The sequence below is a fragment of the Effusibacillus lacus genome, assembly GCF_002335525.1.
Taxonomy (GTDB): Bacteria; Bacillota; Bacilli; order Tumebacillales; family Effusibacillaceae; genus Effusibacillus; species Effusibacillus lacus.
The window spans coordinates 121,141-126,244 of record NZ_BDUF01000095.1 but is presented as its reverse complement, the minus strand read 5'-3'; the positions used below and the strand labels follow the sequence as shown (position 1 = coordinate 126,244).

General features: G+C 50.4%; 6 protein-coding genes. All 6 read right to left on the bottom strand.

What is annotated here, in order from left to right:
• Positions 1-869 (bottom strand): flagellar motor switch protein FliG (gene fliG / locus EFBL_RS16535; protein WP_439952287.1); only part of this gene is annotated, 869 nt, incomplete at its 3' end.
• Positions 870-893: 24 nt separating this feature from the next.
• Complete coding sequence (gene fliF, locus EFBL_RS16530; RefSeq protein ID WP_096183243.1) at positions 894-2,432, bottom strand: flagellar basal-body MS-ring/collar protein FliF; 1,539 nt, start codon at positions 2,430-2,432, stop codon at positions 894-896.
• Between the two features lie 61 nt (positions 2,433-2,493).
• Complete coding sequence (gene fliE / locus EFBL_RS16525) at positions 2,494-2,787, bottom strand: flagellar hook-basal body complex protein FliE (protein WP_096183241.1); 294 nt, start codon at positions 2,785-2,787, stop codon at positions 2,494-2,496.
• A 12-nt stretch (positions 2,788-2,799) separates the two neighbouring features.
• Complete coding sequence (flgC, locus tag EFBL_RS16520; RefSeq protein WP_096183239.1) at positions 2,800-3,264, bottom strand: flagellar basal body rod protein FlgC; 465 nt, start codon at positions 3,262-3,264, stop codon at positions 2,800-2,802.
• A gap of 2 nt (positions 3,265-3,266) precedes the next feature.
• Positions 3,267-3,677: a flagellar basal body rod protein FlgB gene (flgB, locus tag EFBL_RS16515; RefSeq protein WP_231705845.1), complete on the bottom strand. Its 411-nt coding sequence runs from the start codon at positions 3,675-3,677 to the stop codon at positions 3,267-3,269.
• Positions 3,678-3,930: 253 nt separating this feature from the next.
• Positions 3,931-5,104: ATP-dependent protease ATPase subunit HslU (gene hslU, locus EFBL_RS16510; protein ID WP_231705844.1), on the bottom strand; the 1,174-nt coding region annotated here is incomplete at its 5' end.

Below are 5,104 nucleotides of genomic sequence, written 5' to 3'. Positions count from 1 at the left end.
TGTTTGAAGGTTTCGGCCATACGCTTGGACATATTTTTGAAGATGATTTCCTGGACTTCTTCGCTTGCCACCTTGAGCGCCAGCTGCAAATCGGATGTCTCCACATCGCGGATGACCCGTTGGATAGAGCGATTGTCCAGCATAACGATGTCTTCGAACACAAACATTCGTTTCTTGATTTCGTCTGCCAGTTCGGGGTCCTGCAATTCCAAAGCTTCCAGAATGGTCTTCTCGGTGGAACGATCCACCCCGTTCAACACCTGAACAATCGCGTCGATGCCGCCGCCAGCCGAGAAGTCGTGAACTCCCACCTGCGACAGTTTTGCTTCAAGAACCCGTTCCACGTCATTTACAACTTCCGGGGATGTCCGGTCCATCAGGGCGATCCTTCTGGCGATGTCTGCCTGAACGTCCTGCGGCAACGCGGAGAGAATCATCCCGGCTTGTGCGGGATCCAGGTAAGCCAGAACCAGAGCGATGGTTTGAGGATGTTCATTCTGAATAAAATTCAGGATCTGGTTAGGGTCCGCCCTGCGGGCAAATTCGAAAGGTCTTACCTGCAAGGAAGCGGTCAAACGGCTGATGATTTCCAAGGCTTTCTGATTGCCAAGGGCTTTCTCCAAAACTTCCTTGGCGTATTCAATTCCGCCTGTGGAGATATATTCCTGGGCCATGCAGATCTGGTGGAATTCTTCCAGCACCGCTTCTTTCTCTGCGTGTTCAATTTTCCGAACGTTGGCGATCTCCAATGTCAACTGCTCAATCTCGTCATCACGCAAATGCTTGAATATTTTGGCCGATATTTCAGGCCCCAGAGTGACAAGAAGAACCGCAGCTTTCTGGCGACCGGACAGTTTTTGATGGGACATAATGCGTGCCATGCCGATACACTCCTACTCCTCTGCCAGCCAGGTTCGCAGCAGATTGACAAAGTCTTCAGGTTTCTGCTTGACCATCTTCTCAAGCTGCTTCTTCATCCTTTGCTGTGATGTCTCTTCTTGTGAAATTTCCAAGGCAGTCACCGGCACCGGCTTAACGTCGACAACTTGTGCGTCTTCATCTTCCCTGCGTCTGCGGGCGATCATGAGCACTCCTCCGCCCAACAGCAGCAATCCTGCGGCAATTCCGCCGATAACCCAGGGATTTTCGTACCATTGTCTGGTAAAAGGGTTTGGCGGAACCTGGAACACCGTTCCCATCACCGTTATATCCGTATTGTTGCTTCCGTCGTTTTTGTATCCAATAGCTGTGGCAACCAGGTTGGTGATGTCCTGTTTTTGCTGGTTGTTGATTTGGCCGTTTACAAGCACCGATACGGACATCTTTTTGATTTCAAACGCCTGGCCGACACGTTGAACGATCTCCTTGTTGACTTCCCAGTTGGTAGTCCTGGAAGATTCCTCAGAATTGCTTGCCTGACCGCCGGCCGCTTTCAAGTTAGGTTGGGCTTGCGGATTGTTCGCCGGATTCGGAGTTCCAGGAGCCCCGCCCTGAACAGGAGTATTCTCCGAGGATTTGGTTGTCGTTTGTTCCGATCTCTTGATTCCGTTGCTGCCATTCCCTTCCACCGGCGTGTAAATTTCAGCCTGGCTGTTCACCTTGTCAAAGGATACTTCCGGATTCACCAGCACTTCCACATTCCCAAAGCCAAACATCTTCTCCAAGGCATTGCGGATTCGCTTCTCGAAGTCCTGTTGGATCATCTTCCGAACTTCCAGTTCTTTCGTAGCAACAGCCCCATTCAGTTGCCCGTTGGGAAGTTTACTGTCTTCCGCCAACCGGACCCCGTTTTGGTCAACAATTGTAATATTTTCCGTTTTCAATCCTTTGACAGAGCCTGCCACCAGCTGCTGAATTCCTTGCACCTGCTCCTGGGACAGGCTTGCACCCGGAGCCAAATTCAGGAAAACGGATGCTTTGGCGTCCTGCATATCTTGCTGTATGAAGAGCCTCCGCTCAGGCATGACGATATGTACCCTGGCATCCTGAATGCCCTTGATCGAGCGAATGGTATTGGCGATACTGCCCTGCAAAGCGTTCTGGTATTTGACGGCAAATTCGTTTTCCGTCATGCCAACAATGCTTTGTTCATTGAAGATCCCGAAATCGATATGTCCCGAGTTGGGGAGGTTGTTCATGGCCAGTTGAACCCGGGCCTTGTCAGCATGCTCTTCCGGCACCAACACCGAAGTTCCCTGAATCCTGTTGGGGATCTTCATTTCATCCAGTTTGGCGACGATCTCGCCTGCGGTCCCAGGTTCTAGATTGGAGTATACTGCTACATAATTTGGGCGAAACGCAAACCAACTGAGAAGCGCAACAGTGAGGACAAAGAAGACACCGGCGATCACGAGATTCCGGCGTTGATGAACCTCCAACTGTTTCCAATACCCCGTAGCACGTTCCATTAATTCACGAATGCGTTGGTTCACAATGTCACCTCGTACATGGTCCTGACAAATAAGTTACTTGGATAAGCAGTTCAGAAAGCCACTACATTTGCATGCGCATAATCTCTTGATAAGCTTCCACCGCTTTGTTGCGAACCTGAACCGTCAATTGCAGGGCAAGCGATGCTTTCTCACCTGCAATCAGGACAGAATGCAGGTCCGTTCCCTGACCGGCAGCCAACCGCTGGGTCATTGCTGACGACTGTATTTCCATGTTGCCTACTTGATCCAACGCATTGGCTAAAGCTGCAGAAAAAGACTGACCCGATGCAGGTTTGGTCGGCGCCGCCGACTCCGGGGCAGCAACCGGAAGCATGTTTGTCACTTTGTCAATCATTTGTCATCCCGCCTATCTTCCGATCTCGAGAGCTTTCAGCGCCATTGCTTTCGCGGCGTTGACCGCCGTTACATTGGCCTCGTATCCTCTGGACGCCGCAATCATATCCACCATCTCGGCCGTTACATCCACGTTGGGCATCCGAACATACCCATAACCGGGATCATTCGGATCCTTGACGGCATCCGGATGGGACGGGTCATAGACAAGCTTGAACGGGGTTTCCATATCCTTCTCAACGGCGGTCACAGCAACTCCCAGACCGGGAGACTGAAGCTTGTTTCCAAGAACGGATGCGAATGAACCACTCCCTTCTACCGGAGAGAAAATGACTCTTTGCCGTCTGTAAGGTTCGTTCGGGTTGTCAACCGACCGCGTGGATTGGGCGTTGGCAATGTTGTTGGCAATCACGTCCATTCGCAGCCTTTGTGCGGTAAGGCCGGACGCGCTGATATTGATACCGTCAAACAATCCCATCTTTAACGTCCTCCAATCGCATTGCGAAGTTTGGCAAAATGCCCGTTGATCTGTTGAATCAAAGCGTTGTATTTGATCTGATTCTGCGCAAGCTGGGTCATTTCCGAATCAATGTCCACATTGTTTCCGTTGTTGTTGTATATGGTGGAATCTTCCGCAACGATTTCGGGTTGAATTTGACTAAAGGAATGGACTCCTATCGGAATGTGTCTAGGGTGGGTAACCATTCCCTTAATGGGGATGGAATCGTCATCCAGATAGGATTGAAGAGCGGAGTCAAAGGAAATATCGCTCCGTTTGAAATTTGGGGTATCCACATTTGCAATATTGTTCGCCAACACTTTGTGGCGGAGGCTGGAAGCATCCAGGGAACGTTCCAAAATTTGCGCTGTCTTTGTATTGAAGAAGGTCAAAGAGGTCCCCTCCAACGACATTTTTTTAAATTAGTTCGCCAGAATTACCCATAATCCTGCACGAATCGACACAAACTCAGGAAATATCTTCTTGTTTCGGCATCCAAGACCACTAAATAAGAAAAAAGTCCTGTTTTGCATAGGACTTCCATTATTTTTACACTAGGTCTTTTGTCATGCCCGATCAAGGAAAAACAAAAAACACCCCAAGCTTGAAGCATAAGGGGTGTTTTGCAAATTTTTTACAATACTTTCACAAAATGAACTGGCTCAGATCTCTGTTTTTCACAATTCCGGCCAGTTTCTCCTCCACGTATTCCGGCGTGATAATGACCTTCTGCGGTCCTATGTCAGCAGCTTCGAAAGACAGATCCTCCAGCAGTTTCTCCAGCAGGGTATGCAAACGTCTGGCACCGATATTCTCCGTTTGCTGGTTCACTACCGTTGCCAACTCCGCAATCTTTTGAATCGCTTCCCCGGTAAATTCCACCTCGACTCCCTCTGTCTTCAGGAGCGACGTATACTGCTTGGTCAGGGCGTTTTGCGGTTCGGTCAGAATCTGCCGGAAGTCTTCAGCCGTAAGACTTTGCAGTTCTACCCGGATCGGGAACCGCCCCTGCAGTTCGGGAATCAGATCAGATGGCTTTGAAATATGGAACGCGCCTGCCCCAATAAACAAAATGTAATCGGTTTTGACCGGGCCGTATTTGGTCATGATGGTTGACCCTTCCACAATGGGAAGGATGTCCCGCTGTACGCCCTCCCTTGAAACATCGGGTCCTCTGTGGTCTTTGCCGGCAATCTTGTCGATTTCGTCGATAAAAATGATCCCTGACTGCTCGGCGCGGTGGACTGCCTCTTGCGTCACTTCATCCATATCGATCAGCTTCTGGGCTTCTTCCTGAATCAAAATCTTACGGGCGTCTTTGACTGGCAGCTTGCGCTTCTTCCGGCGTTTGGGAATCAGGTTGCCCAACATCTCCTGCATGTTCATGCCCATTTCGTTATTCCCGCCGCCGCCAAACAAATCGAACATCATGGGGGTTGAGTCTTCCATGTCAATTTCCACGATGGTTTCTTCCAGATCTCCGCGCCTCAACGCATCCCGGATGTCTTTTCGCCGCATCCTGATGTGTTCCGGAGTTTCGGGAGGTTCTGTTTGCTGTTGGGTTTGTCCCTGGAACAGCATTTCAAACGGGTTTTTAAACTGTTTTTCCCTGACGGGGTCGGGAACCAGCAGATGCACCAGTCTGTCTTCCGCCATCTGGCGGGCCCGGTCTTCCACTTTGGCCATCTTTTCTTCCTTCACAATCCGGATGGCCGTCTCCACCAAATCCCGGACCATTGCCTCCACGTCACGGCCAACATACCCCACTTCCGTGAACTTGGTGGCCTCCACTTTGACAAAGGGCGCTCCGACCAGCTTT